A 21,167-nucleotide genomic window follows, 5' to 3' on the forward strand; every position below is an offset into this window, starting at 1 on the left:
ATATAATAAAATCTTGGGTTATATTTAATTTTGGCAGTATTTTCTTAAAAAATAAAAAAAGCCCCAATCAAGGGACTTTTAAAAAATGAAATTAGTTCTTCAATTTTTCCTTAAAAAAATCAATGGTTCGTGTCCAAGATAAAGTGGCGGCTTTTTCATCGTATCTCGGCGTCGTATTGTTATGAAAACCATGATTCACGCCTTCATAGAAATAAGCAATATGCTCTACTTTGTTCTTCTTAAGGATGGCTTCAAAAGCTGGCCAGCCTTCATTTACGCGGGTGTCTAAACTGGCATATTGCGCTAGGATAGGTGTTTTTATTTTCTCGGCTTCGGCTGCAGTGGGTTGTCCGCCATAATACGGAACTGCGGCACACAAATCTGGGATTTTTACCGCCATCATATTGGCAATCCAACCGCCAAAACAAAATCCTACTACACCAATGTGACCATTGCAATCTTTGTGGGATTTTAGGTATTCGTAGGCTGCAATGAAGTCTTCGAGCATTTCTTCGCGGGTACGTTTTTTTTGTAATTCTCGTCCGGCATCATCATTTCCGGGATAACCGCCCAGTGGTGATAATGCGTCCGGTGCCAAAGTAATAAATCCTTCCACAGCGGCTCTTCGTCCCACATCTTCAATATACGGATTCAGTCCGCGGTTTTCATGTACAACGATGATTCCCGGTAGTTTCTTTTTGGTTCCCGTGGGTTGGGATAAAAGCCCTTTGATTTTTCCTCCGCCTTTGGGAGAATCATAGGTGATGAATGCTGATTTCAGCCTTGGATCTTCTGGTTTTATTAATATAGAATCCACGTAATTGGGTGTCATAAAACTTAGGAGCGAAGGAAGTGTCAGCGTTCCTACCGCAAACAAGGATAATTTCTCGACAAATTGTCTTCTATCAAGTTTATTGTGTGCATAGTCATCGTACAAGTCAAATACTTCCTGACTGATATCTTCTTTGGTTAGTTTTTTCATAGCATTTATTTGATTCAACTAATTTAAGAAAAAAAGCGATTGTTTTGCAGGAGGGGAATTTCATTTTTTATTGTACGTTTTGTCACTATAGCAAAATGCAATTGAAATTAATTTTCTTCCACCAAATTGAAATTTACTAGCCAATTCACTCCAAATTTATCGTTAAAAGCTCGAAAAGAGTATTTCTAAAAGGCATTTTTGATAGGTATTGTAATTTTAAAATTTAAATTATTAGAAAAAACATCTTTTTTTTTTGAGTTGATTTTAACTAGTTTTACCGTTAAATAATTAATAAAAAATTCTTCTCTTGAATACTATTAATGCTAAAGCGAAAGCCGACAAGAATACCGGTTTTGGAACTAACGCCAGCAGTTATGGCGGTCGTTTCGTAAATAAGGATGGAAAAGCTAATGTAGAGAAACGTGGAATGCATGTTTTGCAGCGGATTAGCTGGTATCACACTATGATTGATATGCCAGGATGGAGATTTATCTTGGTCATTCTCACTTTCTATGTAACAATCAATTTTATATTTGCCTCAATTTATTATGGTATTGGAATTGAACATCTCAATGGAATTTCAAATGCAGACAGTGAATGGGTCAAATTCGGACAGGCTTATTTTTTCAGTGCCCAAACCTTCACAACGGTTGGTTATGGTCATATAAGTCCCTCAGGTTTTCTTACGAGTGCGCTTTCTGCAGGGGAAGCATTAATAGGTTTACTGAGTTTTGCAATTGCCACAGGTTTATTTTTTGGTCGATTTAGTAAACCGACAGCTTTTTTAAAGTTTTCTCATAATGCTATAATCGCCCCTTATGCTGAAAATACAGCCTTAATGATTAGGATTACGCCTTTTAAAAATACGAATTTTACAGATGCTGAAGCTAAAATGACACTAGGAATGAGCATCGAGGAAAATGGAAGAATGACTAATAAATTCTACGCTTTAGAACTGGAATTGGATCGAATAAATGCCTTGACTTTGAGTTGGACCCTAGTTCATCCTATTACAGAAAATAGTCCACTTTATAAATTTACAAACACGGATTTTAAAAATACAAATGGGGAGATTCTCGTTTTTATTAAGACCTTTGATGATATGTTTAGTAACACGGTTGCCGCTAGGACCTCTTATACTTTTGATGAGGTAGTTTACGGAGCAAAATTTGAACCCATGTATACGCGAAGTACTGATAATTCAAAGACAATCTTGAATTTGGATAAATTGAATGTGTTTAAAAATGTTGATTTGTAATATTAATTATTGTTTAAAATTTTAAAATTAATATTTATGTTTTGATAAATATTTAAAAATGTAAAAGTGTTTTTGATATAAAATAATCCAAGTTACTATCTATCTTCAAATAAAAATACCGTTATAGGTCCTAGAAATAATTTTAAAAAATACAGACACGAATTTCACGTATTTTCATCAATTAATTTTTTTGAAATTTGTGGAATTCGTGTTGCACTATTTAATAAAATATTTATTTGTTGGTGCTATTCTATTTTTCTTCCACCAAATCAAAATTCACCATCCAATTGACGCCAAATTTATCAACCAAGGTTCCAAAGTAGGCATTCCAAAAAGTGTTTTCCATCGGCATGATAATTTTTCCACCGACAGAAAGTGCCTTGAAGAACTTGTCTGCTTCTTCCTTGCTTTCGGTATTGAGGGAAAGCGAAAAGTTATTTCCGTAAATAGTTTCATTTCCAAAGGATTCGAAACTGTCGCTTCCCATAATCGCCGTTTCTTTACTTATAGGAAGCGAAACGTGCATGATTTTCTCGGCTTCTCCCGGAGGACAGGTTTGGCCTTCGGATATTGGCATGTCTTTAAATCTTCCAAAATAAGAGAATTCCCCACCAAAAACGGATTTGTAAAAAAGAAAAGCTTCTTCGCAAAAACCATTAAAGGTGATGTAGGTGTTTACTGTTGCCATGATTCTAGTTTTAATGTGATTAATCAATTAACTTTTTTAATTCAAAGGGACTAAATCAGACCTGAAATCTAAGACCTAATTTAGTTAGCGAATGTTACTTTGCTATTTCGTCAGATACTTTTTATACCAATCGATGGCTAAATCCGCGACTTCCTGCAATTTTCCGGGTTCTTCAAAGAGATGGGTTGCGGCTTGGACGATTTTCATTTCTTTTGGAGCTTCTAATGTGTCATAAGCCATTTTATTCATGCTGATGACTGGAGTGTCTAGACTGCCCACAATCAGCAGCGTAGGAGCGGTTACGTGTGGCAAATCGGATATTGCTAAATCAGGGCGACCGCCACGGGAAACCACTGCTTTTATTTTTTCCTTAAAATGCGCAGCAGCCCGCAATGCTGATGCAGCTCCAGTACTTGCACCAAAATATCCTATTGGCAGTGCTTTGGTACTTTCCTGATCCATCAACCATTGTGTTGTTGCTATCAATCGGTCACTGAGCAAATCAATATTGAATCGATTTTCATTTGTTTCATCTTCTTCCTCCGTAAGCAAGTCAAAAAGGAACGTGCCTATATGGTGTTGCTGAATGAGTTCTGCTACCATTTTATTTCGGGAACTGAATCTGCTGCTGCCGCTTCCGTGCGAAAAAATAACTATTCCAGTAGCATTTTCGGGTACAATCAAATCTCCTTTCAACGTAACTGACGCTAACGGAATATCTAAATCTAATTTTTCCATGATTTCTAATTTTAGGTATTTTAAAGCTTTATAATTGATTATTCAGTTGTATTGATAATACTCAGCATCTTAATTACTTCCTCGTCATCCACCTGATCGAATTCTTCATATAAACTTCCCACTCCCCGGAAATAAGAGGACGCAATCAAATAAATAAATTCATCGGCATTTTTCTCAAATAGCGGCACGGTATCAGAGGGAAGTACAGGAACGGCAACAATTATTTTTGCAGGATTTTTTTTTCGGAGCATGGCAATACTGGCAAGCAAGGTATTTCCTGTCGCAATGCCGTCATCTACCAGAATCACATTTTTATTCTCAATATCAATTGGTTTTCGGTTGCCCCTGTAAAGTTCGTATTTCTCTTTGAGGAGTTGCCGGAGTTTGTTAATTTCATGGTCTGTGTACTTTTTTGGGACTTCAGGATGCTCGTCAAGAATCATGGAATCCATGGAAACAGCGCCTATTGCAAATTCCTTGTTATTAGGATGTCCAATCTTTTTAGAGAGTACAATATCTAAAGGCAGGTGTAAAGTTTTCGAAATTACAAATCCCACAGGAACTCCGCCTCGGGGAACGGCAAGAATTACGCTATTTGTATTTTGGTATTTTTTTAATTTCTCGGACAGTAAAAATCCCGCTTCCATTCTATCTTTTAATAACTGCTTGTACATAACGGTTGTTTTTATAAAACATTAAAAAATAATTTATGTAAATATACTGATTTTCAATAATATAGACTAAATTTATACTGTTTTACAATTTGAAAATTTTAATTGTAAAATTAGAAAGTCACTATTAGTTTGATATACATGGACTATTCTTTTTTTAATATTTTCGCAGAATATGCATTATTTTTTTACTCGTTCCGTACTATTTATTTTCCTGAACCCCAAAAAAGGAAATTCGCATTTCAATTCTTTTTCATTGAAAAAGTGGAAAATGTAAGTCGCTCTAGGTCATATATCTAAATCAAAAATTTTGATGATACAATAGTAATTAATTATCTTATAAATAATTGATTATCAGTATTTTATGTTCTTTTTTTTTATTAAATTTATGCTTTAATTTAACAAGAAATCAAATCATGAAAAAATTGTACATCACCCAGCTTACTACAATTTCAAAATTTATTTTGTTAATTGTTATGATTACTTCTTATTCCGTTACAGCGCAAACTTTTACGGATAGTAATCTCCCTATTGTTATTATCACCACCGATAATGACCCGAACACAGGTTTGCCTCTCGAGATTGTTGATGATCCAAAAATTTTAGCAACCATGAAGATCATCAAGAGACCTGACGGAACCAGAAATTACCTAACGGATCAGAACACGGCTGGGTTTTTAAACTACACCGGCAGAATTGGTATCGAAATTAGAGGTTCTTCCACGCAAACGCTGCCTAAAAAACAGTATAGCTTAACCACTTTAAAAGCAGATAATACTTCTAATAATAACGTAAGTATTTTTGGGATGCCAAGTGAAAATGACTGGATTTTGAATGGATTAGGTTTTGATCCTTCCTTAGTTAGAGACTATTTAGCCTATTACATGTCGAGAGAATTAGGGAATTATGCCTCTAAAACGGAATACTGTGAGGTTGTGATTAACGGGGATTATAAAGGATTATATGTTTTTCAGGAAAAAATAAAATCCAATGAAAATAGGGTTAACGTTTTAAAGATTGAAGCGACTGATAATGCGTTACCAAATATCACTGGCGGCTATATAACCAAAGCGGATAAAACCACAGGCGGCGATCCTGTAGCGTTCTGGATGGACGAAACTAAATTTGTACATGATTTACCTAAACCTGAAAATGCGACACCTGAACAAACTCAATATATTGAAGCTGAGTTCAACAGAATGCAAGATCATGCCTACGATGATGATTTAGAAGACGGATATAGAACGATTATTGATGTGCCTTCTTTTGTCGATTTTATGTTAGTAAATGAATTGTGTTCAAACGCAGATGTGTATCAATCCAGCACTTTTTTCCATAAAGACCGTGGTGGAAAATTGCGAGCAGGTCCAGTTTGGGATTTTAACCAAAGTTTTGGAAGTACATTTACAAACAGCAGTCACGTAGATAAATGGCAATTTAATAACGGGAACAGAATTGGGCCGCCATTTTGGAGCTATTTATTTGATAATGGATCATTTAATTGCAATCTCGCTAAGCGATGGAATGAAGTAAAAGCGCCTGGCAAGCCATTGAACAAAGATGTATTGATTACTTATATGGATAACGCCTTAAGTTATATTAGTGAAGCAATTCCGCGAGAGCAACAAAGATGGGGGACACTAGACGATCATGATGTTGATGTAAACCGAATTAGAACTTTTATTGTTGACAGAACCACTTGGATTACAAATAATATAGGATCTTTTACAAACTGTGCTACTGTTTCGTTACCACCTTTGGTTATAACTAAAATCAATTACAATCCTAAAACGTCCACCAGTTTTCCGGTCAGTAATGATTTAGAGTTTATAGCCTTGCAAAACATTAGTGATCGATCCGTAAATCTTTCCGGCGTATATTTTAGACAATTAGGATTGACGTATCAGTTTCCGTTCAATTCAACTATTGGAGGAAATGAAACGATCTTTTTGACCAGTAATAATACAGCTTTTCAAAGTAAATACGGAATAGTTCCTTTTGGTCAGTTTGTCCGAAACTTATCTAATAAATCTCAGAAAATTGTTTTGGCTGATGCCGATGGAAATATAATAGACTCAGTAGAATATTTTGATGCGGCGCCTTGGCCCACAACACCTGATGGCGGTGGTACGTATCTGGATTTGATAAGCACTGCTTTAGATAATAATTTAGCGTCAAGTTGGGTAGCTACTAATAATGATACTTTAGCAAACCGTTCTTTTTTAGCTTCTTCCACACTTTCTATTTATCCAAATCCAGTTTCAAGTACACTTCAAATCCAAGCAAGTAAACCGATGACTGGAGTTAAAATGTTCAATATTTTGGGTGTTTTACAGCATGAAATTAAAACAGATTCCGAAAATATAACAATGGATTTGAGTGCGTATTCCAGTGGTATTTATTTTATAATGATTTATAATGAAGAGGGGTTTACCAGCAGAAAAATAATCAAAAAATAATTTAAACATTTTGTTTTACAAATAGGGGAACAGATAAATAATAGTGCAAACTGTTATTTATCTGTTTTTTTGTGAGTAACTAGTATAACTTTTGATTGTCATTACTTCTATAAATTATTGTTTTAGAATAATTTTATTACAACATAATCTCTAATTGTGGATGACTATCATTTAAACATAAAACAAACGTTAATTAATAATATAATGATTTAAAGACTAAATTATGTTTCAATTTATTGGTCTTAAAATATTGTCAGTTAGTTTTTTACAGAGTAATTACTAAATATACACGGGACATGAAATCAGTATTTAACATTTGTGTAAGAGTCGTTTGAACTGATTTTGTGTGTAACTGAATAAGAAGTAATTGTATAATTAAAAAAAGTTTAAGGCTGATTATAAACGTTTATAATAAAATTTATTTTACATTTGTTTATTAAATTTTGATAAACGATGAACAATATAAAAAGTGTGTTTAGTATAAAAGATCTTGAAAACCTCTCAGGGATCAAAGCGCATACGATACGAATTTGGGAGAAAAGATATGATATTCTCCAACCTATGCGTACGGATACTAACATTCGTTTGTACGATTTAGCTAGTTTGCAAAAGCTGTTAAATATCACATTGTTACACGATTACGGATATAAAATCTCAAAAATAGCAACATATCCGCAAGAAAAAATACCGTCTTTAGTGCGAGAAATAATTTCGAGCAAAACAGCCAAAAGTCACGCTATTAGTGAGTTCAAAATGGCGATGATGAACTTTGACCAAGAGCTTTTCTTTAATACATACAATTGGTTAATCGCGGAAAAATCATTCAAAGAAGTCTTTCATCAAGTTTTCATTCCCTTGATGAATGAATTGGGATTATTGTGGCAATCTGATACTATAACACCTGCTCACGAACATTTTATCAGCTACTTAATTAAACAAAAACTATTAATAAATACTGAAAAGCTTCAAATTTTAAAACAAACCAAACTGGATAAAGTTTTTGTTTTGTCTCTGCCAATGAATGAAATTCACGAATTGGGCTTAATGTATCTCAATTATGAAATTTTATTGCATGGATACAAAACCATTTATTTAGGGGAAAGTATGCCAATTGAAAATCTAAAAGATTTGAAAAAGCATTTTGATTCCATTGTTTTTGTGTCGTACTTAACAGTTCAGCCCGAAAGAGATATATTGGACAGTTATATCCAAAAAATGTCTGAAGAGTTATTGGATGATACTACTGAATTATGGTACCTCGGTAGAATGGTTGAGTTTATTAAAAAAGAAGAACTTCCAGAACGAATAACAATATTTAGTTCGATCAATGAATTAGTCGACTGGATTTAATTGTTTTTGTTTAAACAATTCATATATTTGCTAAACAAATGAAGAAAATAAAAAAAATTACAATTATAGGTTCTGGGTTCTCTGCGTTAGCTGCATCTGCTTATTTAGCTCAAAGTGGACATGACGTTACAATCTACGAAAAAAATGACGCCATAGGCGGACGCGCACGACAACTAAAGCGAGAAGGATTTACCTTTGATATGGGGCCGAGCTGGTACTGGATGCCAGATGTTTTCGAACGTTTCTTTGCTGACTTTGGAAAGAAGACTACGGATTATTATGAACTCATCAAATTGTCTCCTGCTTATCGAGTGTATTATGGGATAGATGATTTCATAACGATAGCGGACAATTTAGCGGACATTACAGTTGCTTTTGAAGCTATTGAAAAAGGAAGCGGTAAACTGCTAAGTGACTTTATGGCTGAGGCCAAGAGTAATTATGATATTGCCATCAAAGAGTTAGTATACCGTCCAGGAGTTTCTCCACTCGAATTGATAACTGTGGAAACAGCCATGAAAGTGGGACAATTTTTTAGCAACATCAGTAGAGATGTTCGCAAAAAATTTAAAAATGAAAGGCTAATCCAAATATTGGAATTTCCAGTATTGTTTCTTGGCGCAAAGCCATCAGACACGCCTTCGTTTTACAGTTTTATGAATTACGCCGACTTTGGCTTGGGAACTTGGCATCCCAAAACAGGAATGTTTGATGTGGTGCGAGGCATGGAAAGTTTAGCTATAGAACTAGGAGTAAAGTTTCAAACCAATGCTAATATCGAAAAAATTATTGTTGAAAATAAAACGGCAATAGCTATTCAGGTAAACGGCGAAATTATTGATTCAGATTTGATTTTGAGTGGTGCTGATTATCATCACACCGAGACGTTATTGGATCAGGAACACAGAGCGTACTCTGAGAAATATTGGGACAGTAGGGTTTTCGCACCTTCGTCATTATTATTTTATGTTGGTTTCAACAAAAAAATAGAAAATATTTCGCATCATGCATTGTTTTTTGATGTTGATTTTTACCAACATGCCAAGGATATTTACGATGAACCCCAGTGGCCAAAAGAGCCATTGTTCTATGCGAATTTCCCTTCGGTAACGGATAAAACCGCCGCTCCGGAAGGAATGGAATCTGGCTTTTTTCTTGTACCTTTAGCACCAGGAATCAATGATACAGAGGAATTAAGAGAAGAATATTTTGATAAAATAATAGATCGTTTTGAAACTTTAACACAGCAAAGCGTCAAAAATAATATTATATTTAAGCAATCATTCTGTAAAAATGATTTTGTGTCGGAGTACAACTCATACAAAGGGAATGCTTACGGAATGGCAAATACATTATTGCAAACGGCATTTTTGAGACCAAAATTAAAAAGTAAAAAAGTTAAGAATTTATATTTCACCGGTCAATTGACCGTTCCGGGACCAGGAGTTCCGCCAGCATTAATTTCTGGAAAATTAGTGTCGGATTTAATTAATAAGCAATTTTCAGAACAATAGTATGAAGCAATTATTTGATGATGTATCTTTTAAATGTAGCAAGTTAGTTACAAAAAACTATAGCACCTCTTTCTCTTTGGCGGTATACATGCTTTCGCCAAGTATTAGGGATGCCATATATAGTATCTATGGTTTCGTCCGTTTTGCAGATGAAATCGTGGATAGTTTCCATGGTTTTGACAAAGAAAGTTTGATCACAGAGTTTGAGGATGAATACTACAAAGCCTTTGATAGAGGAATAAGTTTAAATCCCATATTGAATTCTTTTCAACAAACAGTAAAGCAAAACAACATATCTGATGATCTTATTCAGGCTTTCTTAAAAAGTATGAAATTAGATTTGATAAAATCAGATTATCACAGCAAAGCAGAGTACGATGATTACATTTACGGTTCTGCGGATGTTGTAGGTTTAATGTGTCTTAAGGTTTTTGTAGCCGGTGACAATAAACGATACGAGCAACTAAAAGACGAAGCAATGCGATTGGGTTCTGCGTTCCAGAAAGTGAATTTTCTTCGGGATTTAAAGGACGATAATTTGGTTTTGAATCGCAATTATTTTCCTGGAGTCGATTTAAATTCGTTCGATGAAAATGCAAAAACCGCAATCATCAATGAAATTGAAGAAGATTTCAGAGTCGCTTACGAAGGCATTGTGAAACTTCCTATCGAAGCTAAGTTCGGTGTATACACAGCTTTTGTGTACTACAAAAAACTATTAAAAAAATTAGAAAACACGCCTTGTCACGAAATAGGAAACGCAAGAATCCGAGTTTCTAACTATACCAAAGCTGGTTTATTGGCAAAGTCTTTTGTGTCTTATAAATTGAAATTAGTTTAAATTACAGCTTTTTTTAATAAATTGTTATACTTAAATACAGAATAAAATGATATTTTTTTTGATTTTTCTAGGTACTTTTTTAATAATGGAATGCGTCACTTGGCTTACGCATAAGTATGTAATGCACGGATCAATGTGGTACTTTCACGCCGATCATCACCAGCCAAAATATGCAAATGTTTTCGAACGAAATGATATCTTTTTTGTGATTTTTGCTGTTCCAAGCATTTTACTTTTTTATTATGGTGTCGAAGGTGGTTTGAACTATAAATTCTTCATCGGACTTGGAATTATGTTTTACGGGATGTGTTATTTCATGATTCATGACGTCCTCATCCATCAACGTTTCAAGTGGTTCAAAAACACGAACAACAAGTATTTAATCGGTTTGCGAAAAGCGCACAAAGTACATCACAAACATTTGGGTAAAGAGCACGGAGAATGTTTCGGAATGCTTTTTGTACCTTTCAAATACTACAAAATATAAAGTTTAATTTGGGCGTGACCCAACTTTCACTATCGTTACAGCGGGGTCGGGCTATCCGTTCCCGCTTTTTTATAATTGGTCTCGTTCTAAAAAAACTAGGCCAATTATAAAAAGAGCTCCACTTTTATCCCTCACGCGAACTTAATGTTCCATGTCGTTATTTATTCTTAAAACACAACCATGAAAATATACAAACAAGAAACCGTTCAGCACGTAAATGCAACTGTCGAAGAATGTTGGTCTTTTTTTTCAAATCCAAAAAATCTGCAGAAAATCACACCGGAAGGAATGGGTTTTCAAATCACAGATTTTGATCAAAAATCCATGTATCCGGGACAAATTATTCAGTATAAAGTAACGCCACTTTTTGGAATCACTTTGTCATGGATGACTGTAATAACACAAGTAAAAGAAAATAGTTATTTCATAGATGAACAACGTTTTGGTCCATACAGTTTTTGGCACCACAAACATTTTTTTGAAGCAACCCCAAACGGAACTAAAATGACGGATGTCGTGCATTACGGATTACCGCTTGGTTTTCTGGGTCGAATCATGAATACATTGGTCGTTAAAAATAAATTGAAATCCATTTTTGAATACCGTGTAAAAAAGGTGGACGAAATGTTTAATGCAAAGTAATGAGCAAGCAAGAAATTTCTGTTTTTTGGTTCAGACGGGATTTGCGTCTGGAAGATAACATAGGTTTATTTCAAGCCTTACAGTCTAAATATTCGGTAGTTCCATTGTTTATTTTTGATGATTCCATTTTGGATAGTTTACCAAAAAATGATGCCCGAGTAGGTTTCATCCATGATTCACTTTCAAAAATAAACACGCAATTACAGGAAATTGGAAGTTCACTTTTGGTCAAAAAAGGAAAAACTTTTGATGTTTGGCAATCACTTTTACAAGAATATGACGTCAAAGAAGTTTTTTTCAACAAAGATTACGAACCGTACGCAATACAACGAGACACGGCGATTTGTGAACTTTTGGAAACAAAAAAAACCATTACTTATTCTTTTAAAGATCAAGTAATTTTCGAAGAGAAAGAAATTACAAAAGCAGATGGATTGCAATATACGGTGTACACACCTTTTAAAAATAAATGGCTGGAAAAATACAAATCAATGGCGCCGGTTCAGGAATACGATACGGAATCCCATTTTTCGAATTTCCATAAAAACAGTTTTGCTTTTCCTACTTTGGAACAAATAGGCTTCGAAGAAAGTCCCATAAAAGTTAAGCCACACAATTTAAAATTCATTTCAAATTATCAAGATATTAGGGATTTTCCAGCCTTGGATAAAACTTCTTATCTGTCGCCACATTTGCGTTTTGGAACTGTAAGCGTACGGAAATTAGTTAATTGGGCTTTTCATAAAAATGATGTCTTTTTGAGTGAATTGATTTGGAGAGAATTCTTTATGCAAATCTTATTCAGTTTTCCAAAAGTCGTTACTCAAAACTTTAAATCGGCTTATGATGGAATTGAGTGGCGCAATAATGAAGAAGATTTCAAACGTTGGTGTTCGGGAACAACTGGTTATCCAATGGTCGATGCAGGAATGCGTCAACTTAATGAAACGGGTTACATGCACAACAGAGTTCGCATGGTGGTCGCCAGTTTTCTAATTAAACATTTAATGATTCAGTGGCAATGGGGTGAAGCCTATTTTGCCGAAAAACTACTGGATTACGATATGTCTGCCAATGTTGGTAACTGGCAATGGGCAGCAGGAACCGGTTGTGATGCCGCACCTTATTTCCGTGTTTTCAATCCAGAGATTCAACAGAAAAAATTCGATGAGAAAGGAATCTACATCCGAAAATGGATTAAAGAATTCGATTTAGGTTACGGAAAACCTATGGTAGAACACGCGATGGCGAGAGATCGAGCGATTGCGACTTACAAAGCCGGAATCTTGAAATAAAAAGATTTAACATATAAGGCATTTAAGTTTTTGAGCATTATCTAAAAACTTAAATGACTTACAGGTTAAAAAGAAAATTATTTAATCAATTTCTGCAGCATTCCTTTAAAGATAAATCCATGAAAGGGCAAAACGGAATACCAATATAATTTTCCCCAAATTCCTCTGGGTCTGAAAGTTGCCGCTTGATACAACGTATTTCCTATTATTTTAAATTCGAGCCAAGCTTCTCCTGGGAGTTTCATTTCGGCAAATAAAATTAATTTTCCTTCTTCTTTATTGGCATACAAAACACGCCAAAAGTCTAAAGCATCTCCAGAATGGATATCGTGTCGGTTTGTTCTTCCTCTTCGAGAACCTACGCCACCGTATAATTTATCAATAAAACCTCGTAAATTCCACAACCAATCACCATAATACCAACCTGTGTCACCGCCGATGGACCAAATCCTATTTATGGTGAAATCACGATCTATGATTTCCATTTTACGTCGGTCAATGTAGCAATCCTTTTTTGGAACTTTCAAATATTCCGACATGTTGCTGCTAAAACGTCCGCTGACCAAGGAATCTTTCCAACTCGAAGCTACTTTATCTTCGTCTACTTTTATTAATGCGCGAGAAAGTGCTTGTTTGTAGGACATCGGCGTAACATGCAGTAATTCATTGATTCGGTTATCACTGCAAACTACTTCGACTTTCATGCTGCTGACCAGAGCTGACGCGAGTCTATACGATGTTGAGGTTACAAAATAGAGCCAATAAGAAGATAATTTTGGTGTCATTATTGGGACAGTGAAAATCCATCTCTTTAATTTTTTTGCTTCTGCAAAACCCAAAAGCATTTCTTTGTACGTTAAAATATCGGGTCCGCCAATGTCAAAACTCTGATTGTAGGTAAGTGGATTCAGTAATGATTTGGATAAAAAATCTAGAACATCCGGAATTGCAATCGGCTGGCATTTGGTATTTAGCCATTTTGGTGTAATCATTATGGGTAGTTTATTCACTAAATCCCGAATGATTTCAAACGATGCACTTCCAGAACCTACAATAATTCCCGCTCTCAAAGTAGTCGCGGCAAAAGTTCCTGTATTTAAAATTTCTTCCACCTTTTTTCTGGAAGATAAATGTTTTGATAATGATTTGTCATTTACAATTCCGCTCAAATAAATGACTTGTTTGGCTTTGGTTTCATTCAAACGTTTCACAAAATTTAGTGCAGATTCACTTTCTAATTCATCAAAATTAGAGGCTGATCCTGACATGGAATGTATTAGATAGTAAGCTGCATCAATATCTTCAGGAATAGCGGTCAATGTTTCCTGATTCAGAAAATCAACTTCAATTACCGTAACATTTTTTTGAAATTCAACTGGACAATAAAACCTGTTTTTGTCTCTTACACAACAGATTATATCGTGCCCTTGTTCTACCAATAATGGCAAAAGTCGCTTCCCGATATAACCTGTTGCGCCTGTTAAGAGAATTTTCATGGTTTGTATTTTTTGCCACGAATTACACGAATAAACTCCAATTTTAAACTAATGAGAAAATCCGTGTAATTTGTGTACTATTTTTTATTCAGTAAGTTGTATTTCAGCAATTAAAATTAACTTAATTTATTGGAAACTAAGCTAATAAATTCTTTTCTGGTTTTGTCTTTCTCGAAAGCTCCTGTAAAAGAAGAAGTCGTTGTAACTGAATTTTGTTTTTGGATCCCACGCATTTGCATGCACATGTGTTGCGCTTCAATCACAACCGCCACTCCAAGTGGATTTAAAGCGTCCTGAATACAATTTTTGATTTGATCTGTCAATCGTTCCTGAACTTGCATTCTTCGGGCAAACGCATCAACTACTCTTGGAATTTTACTTAAACCTACAATTTTACCATTTGGAATATAAGCGACATGTGCTTTTCCAAAAAACGGTAACATGTGGTGTTCACACATAGAATATACTTCGATGTCTTTTACCACAATCATTTGCTGGTGATCTTCAGTAAACATTGCCGATTTTAAGATTTCTAATGGATCGAGTCCGTAACCGTGGGTTAAATATTGCATCGCTTTTGCCACACGTTCAGGAGTTTTTTCTAACCCTTCGCGAGTTACATCTTCGCCTAAATTTTCAATGATTACTTTATAATTATCTGCTAATGCTTCTGTTATTTCAGTATCGTATTGTTCGATTTTTTCGTAACTTTTCATTTCTTTTATCATGGTATGCTGTATTTCTATTTTAAGTTTGGCTAATTATTTTTTAGATTTTAAAAGTCACGATTCCGTAATCCATTTCAAAAACTTGACCTGAAATTGACTTGGCGTTTTCCGAAATTAGGAAGTTGGCCATATTCGCAACTTCTTCCGGTTTCAAATATCCTTTCATCGGGTGGCGTTCCACCATATTTTCTTTCATTCTGTCATTTCTCAAAATACCTGCTGCAAGTGTTGTTTCGGTAATTGTAGGAGCAATGGCATTAATCCGTACTACTGAAGCTAGTTCTGCTCCCAAAGATTTTACTAATCCTTCAATTCCCGCTTTTGCAGTAGCAATACTCGCATGAAAAGGCATTCCTAATTTTGCAGCCACCGTACTAAACAAAACAATCGATGGATTAGTTCCCTTTTTTAAAACAGGTAAATATTTTTGAATGGCTTTTACAGCGCCAATGACGTTAATTTCAAAATCATTTCTGAAATCATCGATGCTCAAACTTCCAATCGGTTTCAAATTAATAGAACCTGGGCAATAAATCAAGGTATCTACAGCTTCTATTTCTGGAAGTGTATCTTTTAGAACATCTAATGAGTAATGTTTCAGGTTGGGATGCGTGATTTCAGGTGCATTTCTGCTGATGTTGTAAACCAAGTTTGTCTCTAATTGTTGCAACAAAATGGCACTACCAATTCCTTTACTACCACCAATGATTACTATGTTTTTCATATATATTATTCAATCAGTTATTTAAAATTTATTTTGGGTTTGTTTCGTATTATCGAAAAATTATCGTTTGGATATCTTGTTGTTGTTAATTTGTCTTTGCATCGTACATTTAAAACGGCCTTCTCGAAAATCCCTTAATTTTTCATGTTTTGTTTTTCGGCCTTGCACTCTTTCGCGCCACATTCTAAAACTCGAAGGTTTCATTTCGGTACGCATCAGGTCGATCACTTCTTGCTCTTTTAATCCAAATTGCATTAAAATCGCATCAAACGTGGTACGGTCTTCCCAAGCCATTTCTATGATTCGGTCTTTGTCTAAATCAGTAAGTTCTTTTTTTTCAGTCACGAGATTCTATTTTTTTGAAATTGCTATTGATTTTTTTTTGAAATTGTTGTTGAAAATTATTCGCTATCGCCAATATCTGCCATAGTATGAAGTTTTAATATCCGCGAACTTTCTTCTTTTACCAAGGGATTTTTCTTCATTTTCCATAAAAAATCACTCGCGAATTTTCTCGTTCTTTCCATGTTTACAATTGGTTTTGGATAATTAACTCCAACTTCAAAATCGTTAAATTTTTGGTCTAAATAGGTCATTTTATAGGGTTCATGTACAAAAGCTCGTGGCAAATCGCGCAGTTCCGGAACCCATTTTTTTATGAATTCTCCGTCAGGATCATGTTCATAACTATTCTTTATTGGATTATATATACGTAACATATTGATTCCGGTTTCTCCAGCCTGCATTTGCAACTGCGGAAAATGTATTCCGGGTTCAAAATCAAGAAACATTTGTGATAAATGCTGCGTCGCTTCTTGCCAAGGTTGCCATAGATTATGGGTGAAAAATGAAACTAACATGGCACGCATTCTAAAATTCAAATAGCCAGTTTCATTCAAACAGCGCATGCATGCATCAATCAATGGAAATCCGGTTTGTCCCGTTTTCCAAGCTTCAATATAATTTTCATTGACTTTCTTTTTCAACGAATGGAATCCCTTATTAACACTTTCAAACTCCATGACTTCTTCCATTTCAAATTTCTGGATAAAATGTGCTTGCCAAGTCAGTCGAGATATAAAGGAATCAATTTGCTTTTTGTTATTGCAGGTCAATAGGAACGTAGCCGCTTTTTGCAATACTTGTCTCGAAGATAAATTTCCCCAAGCAATATAGGGTGATAACCTGCTACAGCTTTTTCGAGCTAATAAAGGTTTCGAAATATGTGAGTTATAATTGTGGTATCGTTCATCAAAAAATGTTTGCAAATATTTCTGGGCCATGTTGCTCCCACCTTTTTGGAAAATAGCATCCGGAACAGTTTCTAAATTGGTTTTTTCTAAAGCTTTTTCGAGTTCCAATATAGCTTCCGTATTTAGAAAATTTTCTGGTTTATCATCAAAAATAAATTGGGGTTGATTCATGTAGTCTTCCCATTTTGAAACCCAATTCGTTCTGCTACGTAAGGCTCTGAAAATTCCGTTGTTGGTATTTTCAATCCAATTAATTTGATTGTTTTTGCAAAAGCGTTTGAAAGTTTTATCTCTTTCGTAAGTGATTTTTAAGCCAGTTTCCTGATGTGAGTATACGGTTTCAATTTTGTACGTTTCTTCAAGAATATTGAAAACTTGAAGGACCTCTGAAGATACCGCTAACACATGTGTGTTCGATTGTTCCAGTTGTTTGTTGATATCTACAAGTGATTGCTTGATGAAATTCCAGTGTCTTGGACTATAATGTGAATCATTTTCTAAAGATTTTTCGAATACATAAAGCAACAATGTGGGTATGCCAGTTTTTGTTGCATTAAAAATCGCCTCATTATCCTGTAAACGAAGATCCCTTTTGAACCAAACTACATTAATTTGTTTTTTATTTGTATTCATTTATCTTTTTAAAATAATTGTTGTTGCAACCATAATTTCTGAAATTTTGATTGTCCATCGTAATTGGACGCTTGTAATTTAATATTGAATTTTCGGTCTCTAGGATCGTTACCAACTCCTGAAACGTACATCCAATTCCCATAATTGCTGTGTACATCGTAATCAATTAGCATCGCTTCAAAATAGGCAGCTCCAATGCGCCAATCTATTAGTAATTCTTTTGCGAAAAATGACGCTACGTTTTGTCTGCCGCGATTGCTCATACATCCTGTTTGTTGTAATTCAATCATATTGGCATTTACAAATGGTTCGTCTGTAGTACCGTTTATCCAATGATTTATGGCTGATTGGTTGGTTTTCCAAACGTATTTTTTGTCTAAAATCCCTCCGATTTTAAAAATGGAATTCCCGTTTTTCAACGATATATATTTAAAATAATCCCTCCAAATCAGTTCAAAAATCAACCAATAGGTGGATTCATTTTTCCCGATTTGTTGTTCGTATTTTATAATTTCCCAATAAATAGTCTTTGCCGAAATGGAACCGTTTGCCAACCAAGGTGAGAATTTCGAACTAAAATCAGTGCCGATTAATCCGTTTCGAGTCAATTTATAAACACTTAGTTTTTTGGTTTCCCAAAAATAATTTTGCAATCGTTTTATTGCCTCATCTTCACCACCACGAAAAGGAAACGCCGTTCTAGAATCCATTTTAAAATCAGTAAAACCTAATGTTTCCATGCTGGGAATCACAGTTTCATTTGTAATTAAATTGTCTTCCTCCATCGGTTGAACTGTAAATTCAGGACGGATTTTCGTTGATTTTTCGCACTGATTTCTGAATTGTGTAAAAACATTTGGAATCGATGTAATGTCAAACGGAATGTCTTCAGGATGAAATAAGAACTGATTGTACGTGCTTTTGAACGCTACTGAATCTGAAACTTTCGATTTTACATTCTCTAAAACTTTTATTTCCTCACTCGTCCATTCTTCTTGGAAGTAAATCGAATCAATTTCATTTTCAGTAATTATTTCGGGAATCGCACCTTCAGGTTTTTGGTGATAAACCAAAAGCGGAATATTCAATTTTTCCAAATTTTGTTTCAAGGCCGTTACCGATTCAATCAAAAACTTTGCCCGAAACTTTTCTGTTTTTTTAAATCCAAAATTAGTATCCTCAAAATGCCTTGGATCAAAAAAATACACCGCGATTACGGTTTCATTTTCATCAATAGCATTTGTCAAAGATTCATTATCATGCACTCTCAAATCGTTTCTAAACCAAACTAACCCTTTTTGTTTCTTTTGCATTTTTCGCTACAATATTTGACTTCGTCCCATACTTTTTCCCATTTTTTCCGCCAGCTAAAAGGTCGGTTGCAAACCAAACACATTTTTGAAGGCAGATTTTCCTTCTTCACTACTTGTATTTTTGATATTCATTCACAACAATTTTCGCTTTTAAATCAAACATTAAATTGTATAGTCCAAAGAATGTTCTGTTCATATAAATGAAATGCTTTGAACCTCGATTACCATTCATTTTTCTAAGATTGGTATCTTTTGAAAAGCGTTCGCCTAATGCTGCGATACTTTCAAAAAAAGTCTCATCAGAAAAATCGAATGTTTCTGCCTGAAATGGTTTTGTAAACAAAGACAATAAATCATGAAATAATTCGGTGAAATAGGCTACCTCTTCTTTCGAATCATCAACACGTAAAATTTCTAACTCAAACAATTTTGCATTAAACAATTTTGTATCGTTGATGACCTTTTTATCAATCAATTCAAAATAAGGAGTATAAAAATCATTTGGAATTTGTTTCATACAACCAAAATCCAGTGCCACTAATTGATTTTCTTCATTCACCAAGAAATTTCCAGGATGTGGATCAGCGTGTACTTTTTTCAAAACATGAATTTGGTACATGTAGAAATCCCATAAAGCTTGCCCAATTTTAGCGGCCACTTCCTGGTTGGTATTTAGCTTAGTAAATTCTGAAAGATGCTTTCCTGTCATCCAATCCATCGTGATGATTTTTTCTGATGAGAATTCAGGATAGTAATTTGGAAATACTAAATTTTGAATTTTTTTACAGGCAGCAACTACTTCTTGGCTTTGTTTTAATTCTAGTAAATAATTAGTTTCTTCAACTAATTTGTCTTCAACTTCCTTAAAATACTTATCAGAGTCTTTTCCTTGAAGGTTAAACATTCTCACCGCAATTGGTTTAACCATCGCTAAATCTGATGAAATACTGTTGGCAACTCCAGGGTATTGAATTTTTACAGCTAGTTTTTTGCCGTCTTTTACCGCAATATGCACTTGTCCAATGCTTGCAGCATTCCTTGATTCAGCATTGAACTCATCAAAAATTTCGTATGGTGTTTTTCCAAAATTTGTCTTGAACGTTTTCAGTACCAATGGAGCCGAAAGTGGCGGTACTGAGAACTGAGACAACGAGAATTTTTCAACGTAAGCTTGTGGCAAAAAGCTTTTGTCCATGCTTAACATTTGAGCAACTTTCAACGCACTTCCTTTCAAACTTTTCAATCCGTCATAAATATCTTCAGCATTGTCTTCATTTAATTTATCACGGGTCAAATCAGAATTGACCATTTTTTCACCGTAATATTTCAAGTAGTTCACGCCAACTTTTGCACCGGTTTGTACCAATTTTGTAGCCCTTTCAATTTTTGAAGTAGGGATGTAGTCTATCGTTTTCATTACTTATTGTATATTTTTTCTTTGAAAATAAATTTTCCAAAATCGATTAAGCTGTCTATAGGAGCAATATTCATTAATTCAAAAGTCACTTTTACTGATTTTTCAATATAAATATCTGTTTTCTCAAAAGAAGGTGATGAATCATCTAACCAGAATTTGAGTGTCAATAAAAGTTGAATCCAAGACGTTTCCTGAAATGTTTTCTCTTGAAAATTTTGAAGTTTTTCTTGTTGTGTTCTAAATTCATCCGAAATGATTTCAGTAAGGAAATTTTTGAAACTGTTTCTTAGTCCGGAAAGCTGCATCAATTTTTTTAACTGATTATTGTGCTCTTGCAATACAAGTACAACGTAACTTCTGTTAGCAGTTAATATTTCGAAGAAAGTAAAGTAAAAACTTAACATTTTGCTTTTCATGTCATACATCTCGTATTCCTTGTTTTTGTTCAGCAAATCGATAGTTTTCTCTACAAACATTTTGAAAATTTCCTTTTCAATACTTTCTATAGTTCCAAAAAATGCATAAAATTCCGTTTCCGTAAAATCATTGATTTTTGTAAAATGATATACTGATTTTGGTTTTTCACTATGATCTAGTACATAATTCATGTACATAGAAACTATTTTGTCTTTTGTTATTGGGGTTTTTTTAGTAGCCATTTTTGATGTGTTTCAAATT

At 34.4% G+C, this 21,167-nt stretch carries 21 protein-coding genes; 8 read left to right on the plus strand and 13 right to left on the minus strand.

Annotation, left to right across the window (positions count from 1 at the left end; genetic code table 11):
• Positions 1-91: 91 nt before the first annotated feature.
• Positions 92-982, minus strand: a complete 891-nt coding sequence (locus G7A72_RS13130) for a dienelactone hydrolase family protein (RefSeq protein WP_165152782.1) — start codon at positions 980-982, stop codon at positions 92-94.
• A gap of 298 nt (positions 983-1,280) precedes the next feature.
• Between G7A72_RS13130 and G7A72_RS13135 the strand changes: the two genes are divergently transcribed.
• On the plus strand, positions 1,281-2,240 hold the full coding sequence (locus G7A72_RS13135) for an ion channel (RefSeq protein WP_113666328.1): 960 nt from the start codon (positions 1,281-1,283) through the stop codon (positions 2,238-2,240).
• A 250-nt stretch (positions 2,241-2,490) separates the two neighbouring features.
• On the opposite strand, the gene G7A72_RS13140 is transcribed toward G7A72_RS13135, so the two are convergent.
• From G7A72_RS13140 to G7A72_RS13150, 3 genes are all read right to left on the minus strand, one after another.
• The gene (locus G7A72_RS13140) at positions 2,491-2,928 is read right to left on the minus strand and encodes a VOC family protein (RefSeq protein WP_165152783.1); all 438 of its coding nucleotides are present in this window, start codon (positions 2,926-2,928) and stop codon (positions 2,491-2,493) included.
• A gap of 102 nt (positions 2,929-3,030) precedes the next feature.
• Positions 3,031-3,666: a dienelactone hydrolase family protein gene (locus tag G7A72_RS13145; RefSeq protein WP_165152784.1), complete on the minus strand. Its 636-nt coding sequence runs from the start codon at positions 3,664-3,666 to the stop codon at positions 3,031-3,033.
• A 38-nt stretch (positions 3,667-3,704) separates the two neighbouring features.
• Positions 3,705-4,340 (minus strand): phosphoribosyltransferase, encoded by a 636-nt coding sequence (locus G7A72_RS13150; RefSeq protein WP_165152785.1) that lies wholly within the window; start codon positions 4,338-4,340, stop codon positions 3,705-3,707.
• A 413-nt stretch (positions 4,341-4,753) separates the two neighbouring features.
• Here G7A72_RS13150 and G7A72_RS13155 point away from each other — a divergent pair, with 413 nt between their 5' ends.
• The 7 genes from G7A72_RS13155 (at position 4,754) to G7A72_RS13185 (ending at position 12,925) form a co-directional block, all read left to right on the plus strand.
• The gene (locus G7A72_RS13155) at positions 4,754-6,796 is read left to right on the plus strand and encodes a CotH kinase family protein (protein ID WP_165152786.1); all 2,043 of its coding nucleotides are present in this window, start codon (positions 4,754-4,756) and stop codon (positions 6,794-6,796) included.
• A 453-nt stretch (positions 6,797-7,249) separates the two neighbouring features.
• The gene (locus G7A72_RS13160; RefSeq protein ID WP_113666323.1) at positions 7,250-8,146 is read left to right on the plus strand and encodes a MerR family transcriptional regulator; all 897 of its coding nucleotides are present in this window, start codon (positions 7,250-7,252) and stop codon (positions 8,144-8,146) included.
• Positions 8,147-8,184: 38 nt separating this feature from the next.
• Positions 8,185-9,660: an NAD(P)/FAD-dependent oxidoreductase gene (locus tag G7A72_RS13165; protein ID WP_165152787.1), complete on the plus strand. Its 1,476-nt coding sequence runs from the start codon at positions 8,185-8,187 to the stop codon at positions 9,658-9,660.
• A 1-nt stretch (position 9,661) separates the two neighbouring features.
• Positions 9,662-10,501: a phytoene/squalene synthase family protein gene (locus G7A72_RS13170; protein WP_113633488.1), complete on the plus strand. Its 840-nt coding sequence runs from the start codon at positions 9,662-9,664 to the stop codon at positions 10,499-10,501.
• A 46-nt stretch (positions 10,502-10,547) separates the two neighbouring features.
• On the plus strand, positions 10,548-10,988 hold the full coding sequence (locus G7A72_RS13175; RefSeq protein ID WP_113666321.1) for a sterol desaturase family protein: 441 nt from the start codon (positions 10,548-10,550) through the stop codon (positions 10,986-10,988).
• 180 nt (positions 10,989-11,168) lie between these two features.
• Positions 11,169-11,630: an SRPBCC family protein gene (locus G7A72_RS13180; protein ID WP_165152788.1), complete on the plus strand. Its 462-nt coding sequence runs from the start codon at positions 11,169-11,171 to the stop codon at positions 11,628-11,630.
• The gene (locus G7A72_RS13185; protein WP_165152789.1) at positions 11,630-12,925 is read left to right on the plus strand and encodes a deoxyribodipyrimidine photo-lyase; all 1,296 of its coding nucleotides are present in this window, start codon (positions 11,630-11,632) and stop codon (positions 12,923-12,925) included. The genes G7A72_RS13180 and G7A72_RS13185 overlap by 1 nt, the downstream gene beginning before the upstream one ends.
• Before the next feature lie 77 nt (positions 12,926-13,002).
• Here the strand turns inward: G7A72_RS13185 and G7A72_RS13190 are convergent, their stop codons facing one another.
• From G7A72_RS13190 to G7A72_RS13230, 9 genes are all read right to left on the minus strand, one after another.
• Positions 13,003-14,421, minus strand: coding sequence for an SDR family oxidoreductase (locus G7A72_RS13190; RefSeq protein ID WP_165152790.1), 1,419 nt, complete (start codon positions 14,419-14,421; stop codon positions 13,003-13,005).
• Positions 14,422-14,537: 116 nt separating this feature from the next.
• On the minus strand, positions 14,538-15,149 hold the full coding sequence (gene folE / locus G7A72_RS13195; protein WP_241258514.1) for a GTP cyclohydrolase I FolE: 612 nt from the start codon (positions 15,147-15,149) through the stop codon (positions 14,538-14,540).
• 40 nt (positions 15,150-15,189) lie between these two features.
• Entirely contained in the window at positions 15,190-15,873 is a 684-nt protein-coding gene (locus G7A72_RS13200; RefSeq protein WP_113666317.1) for an SDR family NAD(P)-dependent oxidoreductase, read from the minus strand.
• 60 nt (positions 15,874-15,933) lie between these two features.
• Positions 15,934-16,218: a TIGR03643 family protein gene (locus G7A72_RS13205; protein WP_091171480.1), complete on the minus strand. Its 285-nt coding sequence runs from the start codon at positions 16,216-16,218 to the stop codon at positions 15,934-15,936.
• Positions 16,219-16,274: 56 nt separating this feature from the next.
• Positions 16,275-17,759 (minus strand): cryptochrome/deoxyribodipyrimidine photo-lyase family protein, encoded by a 1,485-nt coding sequence (locus tag G7A72_RS13210; protein WP_165152791.1) that lies wholly within the window; start codon positions 17,757-17,759, stop codon positions 16,275-16,277.
• Between the two features lie 8 nt (positions 17,760-17,767).
• On the minus strand, positions 17,768-19,072 hold the full coding sequence (locus G7A72_RS13215; RefSeq protein ID WP_165152792.1) for a DASH family cryptochrome: 1,305 nt from the start codon (positions 19,070-19,072) through the stop codon (positions 17,768-17,770).
• Entirely contained in the window at positions 19,048-19,182 is a 135-nt protein-coding gene (locus G7A72_RS13220; protein WP_082014130.1) for a DUF2256 domain-containing protein, read from the minus strand. Before G7A72_RS13220 ends, G7A72_RS13215 begins: the two co-directional genes overlap by 25 nt.
• Positions 19,182-20,489, minus strand: a complete 1,308-nt coding sequence (locus tag G7A72_RS13225) for an AarF/ABC1/UbiB kinase family protein (RefSeq protein WP_113666313.1) — start codon at positions 20,487-20,489, stop codon at positions 19,182-19,184. The genes G7A72_RS13220 and G7A72_RS13225 overlap by 1 nt, the downstream gene beginning before the upstream one ends.
• Positions 20,489-21,148, minus strand: coding sequence for a TetR family transcriptional regulator C-terminal domain-containing protein (locus G7A72_RS13230; RefSeq protein WP_113633479.1), 660 nt, complete (start codon positions 21,146-21,148; stop codon positions 20,489-20,491). Before G7A72_RS13230 ends, G7A72_RS13225 begins: the two co-directional genes overlap by 1 nt.
• Between the last annotated feature and the right edge of the window lie 19 nt (positions 21,149-21,167).

Origin of the sequence: Flavobacterium sp. Sr18, assembly GCF_011064265.1 — a bacterium.
GTDB lineage: Bacteria > Bacteroidota > Bacteroidia > Flavobacteriales > Flavobacteriaceae > Flavobacterium > Flavobacterium petrolei.

What these genes read in the sequence shown, in the direction of transcription:
- G7A72_RS13190 (WP_165152790.1), bottom strand. Translation starts at nt 14,421, where the DNA reads ATGAAAATTCTCTTAACAGGCGCAACAGGTTATATCGGGAAGCGACTT.
- G7A72_RS13155 (WP_165152786.1), top strand. Translation starts at nt 4,754, where the DNA reads ATGAAAAAATTGTACATCACCCAGCTTACTACAATTTCAAAATTTATT.
- G7A72_RS13210 (WP_165152791.1), bottom strand. Translation starts at nt 17,759, where the DNA reads ATGAATACAAATAAAAAACAAATTAATGTAGTTTGGTTCAAAAGGGAT.
- G7A72_RS13170 (WP_113633488.1), top strand. Translation starts at nt 9,662, where the DNA reads ATGAAGCAATTATTTGATGATGTATCTTTTAAATGTAGCAAGTTAGTT.
- G7A72_RS13160 (WP_113666323.1), top strand. Translation starts at nt 7,250, where the DNA reads ATGAACAATATAAAAAGTGTGTTTAGTATAAAAGATCTTGAAAACCTC.
- G7A72_RS13140 (WP_165152783.1), bottom strand. Translation starts at nt 2,928, where the DNA reads ATGGCAACAGTAAACACCTACATCACCTTTAATGGTTTTTGCGAAGAA.
- G7A72_RS13180 (WP_165152788.1), top strand. Translation starts at nt 11,169, where the DNA reads ATGAAAATATACAAACAAGAAACCGTTCAGCACGTAAATGCAACTGTC.
- G7A72_RS13185 (WP_165152789.1), top strand. Translation starts at nt 11,630, where the DNA reads ATGAGCAAGCAAGAAATTTCTGTTTTTTGGTTCAGACGGGATTTGCGT.
- G7A72_RS13175 (WP_113666321.1), top strand. Translation starts at nt 10,548, where the DNA reads ATGATATTTTTTTTGATTTTTCTAGGTACTTTTTTAATAATGGAATGC.
- G7A72_RS13145 (WP_165152784.1), bottom strand. Translation starts at nt 3,666, where the DNA reads ATGGAAAAATTAGATTTAGATATTCCGTTAGCGTCAGTTACGTTGAAA.
- G7A72_RS13200 (WP_113666317.1), bottom strand. Translation starts at nt 15,873, where the DNA reads ATGAAAAACATAGTAATCATTGGTGGTAGTAAAGGAATTGGTAGTGCC.
- G7A72_RS13215 (WP_165152792.1), bottom strand. Translation starts at nt 19,072, where the DNA reads ATGCAAAAGAAACAAAAAGGGTTAGTTTGGTTTAGAAACGATTTGAGA.
- folE (WP_241258514.1), bottom strand. Translation starts at nt 15,149, where the DNA reads ATGATAAAAGAAATGAAAAGTTACGAAAAAATCGAACAATACGATACT.
- G7A72_RS13130 (WP_165152782.1), bottom strand. Translation starts at nt 982, where the DNA reads ATGAAAAAACTAACCAAAGAAGATATCAGTCAGGAAGTATTTGACTTG.
- G7A72_RS13165 (WP_165152787.1), top strand. Translation starts at nt 8,185, where the DNA reads ATGAAGAAAATAAAAAAAATTACAATTATAGGTTCTGGGTTCTCTGCG.
- G7A72_RS13230 (WP_113633479.1), bottom strand. Translation starts at nt 21,148, where the DNA reads ATGGCTACTAAAAAAACCCCAATAACAAAAGACAAAATAGTTTCTATG.
- G7A72_RS13225 (WP_113666313.1), bottom strand. Translation starts at nt 20,489, where the DNA reads ATGAAAACGATAGACTACATCCCTACTTCAAAAATTGAAAGGGCTACA.
- G7A72_RS13150 (WP_165152785.1), bottom strand. Translation starts at nt 4,340, where the DNA reads ATGTACAAGCAGTTATTAAAAGATAGAATGGAAGCGGGATTTTTACTG.